The sequence below is a fragment of the Pseudomonadota bacterium genome, from assembly GCA_022361155.1.
Classification (GTDB): domain Bacteria; phylum Myxococcota_A; class Polyangia; order Polyangiales; family JAKSBK01; genus JAKSBK01.
Genome location: JAKSBK010000120.1, coordinates 1 through 3,146, shown reverse-complemented (window position 1 = coordinate 3,146; position 3,146 = coordinate 1). Strand labels below are relative to the sequence as shown.

The 3,146-nt window shown below is 61.4% G+C and carries 2 protein-coding genes and 1 pseudogene; all 3 read left to right on the top strand.

Features of this window, described 5'->3' with window-relative positions; genetic code table 11:
- The first annotated feature begins 599 nt into the window (after nt 1-599).
- Nucleotides 600-1,148 carry a hypothetical protein gene (locus tag MJD61_04145; GenBank protein MCG8554467.1) on the top strand — a complete coding sequence of 183 codons (549 nt, stop codon included), beginning with the start codon at nt 600-602 and terminating at the stop codon, nt 1,146-1,148.
- An 81-nt stretch (nt 1,149-1,229) separates the two neighbouring features.
- A complete protein-coding gene (locus MJD61_04140; protein MCG8554466.1) occupies nt 1,230-1,568 on the top strand; it encodes a hypothetical protein in 339 nt (112 codons plus the stop codon).
- Nucleotides 1,569-2,766: 1,198 nt separating this feature from the next.
- Nucleotides 2,767-3,061 (top strand): annotated as a pseudogene (locus MJD61_04135) (hypothetical protein).
- Nucleotides 3,062-3,146: the final 85 nt, after the last annotated feature.

The window sequence follows — 3,146 nt, the reverse complement described above, 5'->3', positions numbered from 1 at the left end:
GTTCGCAGCACCTGCACCGGGATGAGGATGAAGCGCTGAACGAAGGTGTGGAAGTCCATGCGTAGGATGCACTCGCGCTGCGCATGGTGCAGCTGGCGCCAGCGCGGCAGCACGGGCAGACACAGCGCAGCCTGGATATCCCCAAGCCTCAACGCGGGTCAGGTCGCTGCTGCATGCACCGCTGCTGCATGCCCACCGGCGGACACAGCCATTGACAACTACCGGGGGGGGGTACTCTTCCGCTGAAGGTGGCTCTCGCACTTGGGGTGCGCGATCGCCACAGTAGCGCCCAATGGCGCTAGGGAGGTCTCCATGAGGGCCGTGGTGTTGGGAGGTGTTGGGCCGGCTGCCTGCGTTCCAGGCTTGCCCTTCGACCGCGCTGGGAACGACCTACGCATGGCAGGTGCCCCTTGCGCCGCACGAGCGAATGGCAGCGTCACCTACGTCCGTGCCGCACTCGAGCGCAGCCACGCACGATCGTGCCGGCGCCCACAGCATGGCCGAGACCGTCGCGGGGATAGGAATCCGCCGTGTCGTTTCTGATCGTTGCGTCAAGACGCTCAAGGTCATTGTCGCGTGTATTGCGGAGATTCGGACCGGTGGTGTACGCGTCTGGCCGTCAGGCGATCGATCACCTGAAGACCACATCTCCGCCTCTTGCGGTGGTAGTGCGTTGTGTCTCGCTGGACGACGCGTGCATGGAAGTCATCAAGCTGATTCGCGGGCTAAGCCCAAAGCTACCGCTAATGGTCGTTACGCCGAGTCTCTCCGCAGCTGTCTCTCACGAGTTGACGGTCCTTGACGCGAGATACGTGCTCGAGCCGGTTTCAGCAAAGGTCGTAGAGCACTTCGCCCTGTCGGCCCTGATGGCGAACCGGTCGGGTGCGATGCGCCTGGACCGAGCGATCGGGATCCAGGCCTTGCGCTGGGGGCTTACCCCTCGCGAGCGCCAGCTCGTGGCCCTGGTCGCCAAAGGAAGCGCTCGACGCAAGTCCCTGAGCCTGGAGCTTGGAGTCAGCGACAATACGACCAAGACTCTCACGCGCTCCGTGCTCAGCAAGACGGGTACGACGCGCCTGTCCGAGTTACGTGCAACCCTGCTCCAGCTAGCACACGTTGATCCGACCGTTTCCCACCCCGCGGGGTGATGCGGGCGACCCCTGTTAGCAACTATCGTGATGCTCACACCTCGGTTGTGATTGTGAGTCAGCCGGCAAGAGGAGCGTTGCATGTTGCGGCTTCAGAATGCTTCACGATTAGTCAAGGCGTCGGTGCGGTGTCTGGTCAGTCGAGGGATCGCACTTACCCTCGCCGTCACAATGCACGGCGCCGTGGTCGAGGCTCAGGCCTTTCAGCCCGTCGTGTGCCCACGCTGCGGCATCGACCCGCCACAGAACGTGCAATGGGATGTGAGCATGAGCGGCGTGACTAGCGGGCTCGAGCGTCACAATGGAAATGGAACCTTCGCTTACTACCAAAACAACGAGTCGGACAAGCGAAAGATCGTTGCCAATAGCGAAGCAAACGCCTTCGTCCTCAACATCACCCATTTCCACACCATTTTTTAACCGAAGACTTCGCCATATCTGGAAGCCAATTCTCAAGCCGAACCACTGCTTCAATCACTGCCGCGTTGCGATTCCATCTCGTCAGGAGGCAACGATGTTAGACACACCGCGCCGTCAAGAACCTTCCGATTGTATGCGTCACGGCTACGCTCTCAGCGCGGCCAGACTCTTGGTATCCCTTATACTCATTACCGCCGCCCCCGCGACAGCTCAAGGCTTCACTCCAGTAGTATGCCCCCTCTGTCCCCCGCTCGGCCAACCCCAGTTCGTTCAATGGGATGTGGGCATGTGGGGGCCAACGATAGCGAATGCGCACCCGGCGTCGCGGCCGAACGGCGGGGAGAGCGCATTGGAATGTGAGACGCTACCGTCCGGAGAACAGTTGCGCGTGATCATAAAGGATTCTGTACGGGCGCCGTCTGGGAGGCGACCCAGGCGAAGGCTAGGGCTAGGGGGACAGGAATTCAATTTCTCATTGGACGCCATGCAGTCTTGGGGGCCAGGCTGCAGAATGCACTGGGTTGACAGATCCTAGCAACTGATGGGATTCGGGATGGTCGGTGACGGCAGGGTGCTTGTGGTTGGTCTTGGATTGCTCCTCACGGAGGCATGCGAAGGGGGAATGGTGATGGGTGGCGCTGGTGGGCTGCAGGCTGGTGGCACCGGCGGACCAGGACGCACCGGTGCTGGAGGTGGTGGAGGCGAAACGTACTGCGCCAGCGTTGGGGATCCTTCGGGCAGGCATATAGTGAATTGCCAGCCGGGTGAGATATGCTTTACCAATATATCGTGTCCCGTAGCTATGCCACCAAATATGCCGGTCAGTCTTTGTTTTGAGGCTGGATCAAGGCCTCTGGCTAATAAGTGTCGACGGAAGTGCTCGACGGACACGGACTGCTTGGGGAATGAAAAGTGCGAGTCCCATCGTTTTGCTGCTCTCGGGGACGCCATAGGAATTCATCGAATTTGCTGTACGCCAGGCGGATGTGGACGCCCTTGAGGGCAAGTTGCAGCTGGCTCCCGTTGTTTTGCCTCAGCCGGAACGTGACTCCTATTGAATAACTCATCCATCTCACCGGTTCCGACCACCGCTGGCTATGTTGCGCCTCCTCGAAATATCCCCAATATTCCTCGTCGTTGCCCCTTGCCAACGGCGCCCGGCCCTCGGCGATACAGACGAGTTATTCTTCCGTGGGCCCTTACCGATGTACGGGGCACCTTGCCCAGGTTCCTGGCCGAGCTGCACCGGCTGCTAGCGCTCGGCGTCAAGGTGCTGCGCAAGTGGGAAGGGCCCGTGTGGGATCACGAACGGCCCTCCGTGGTGCAGCTACGCACGCCCGAAGCCACCCGAGGCGGTCGCGGCCGTACGCGCCTTCCGCACGGCCTACCGCGCCGCTCTCGAAGCCTGGCGGCGAGGAATCCGTGAGGTACAGTTTCCACACGGCACCTGGTTCATGTGCCATTTCCACGGCGCTGCGGCCGCGCCCGGCTAGTAGCGGCCGCCAGCGAGCTGCCTCCGATCCGAGCAGCATTCAACGGACCTTCGTAGTCCCACGCAGCGCTGCACGTTCGGCGTTT

Bases quoted from the DNA above. Each gene is read 5' to 3' on its own strand.
- MJD61_04140 (MCG8554466.1), top strand. From the start codon at position 1,230: ATGTTGCGGCTTCAGAATGCTTCACGATTAGTCAAGGCGTCGGTGCGG.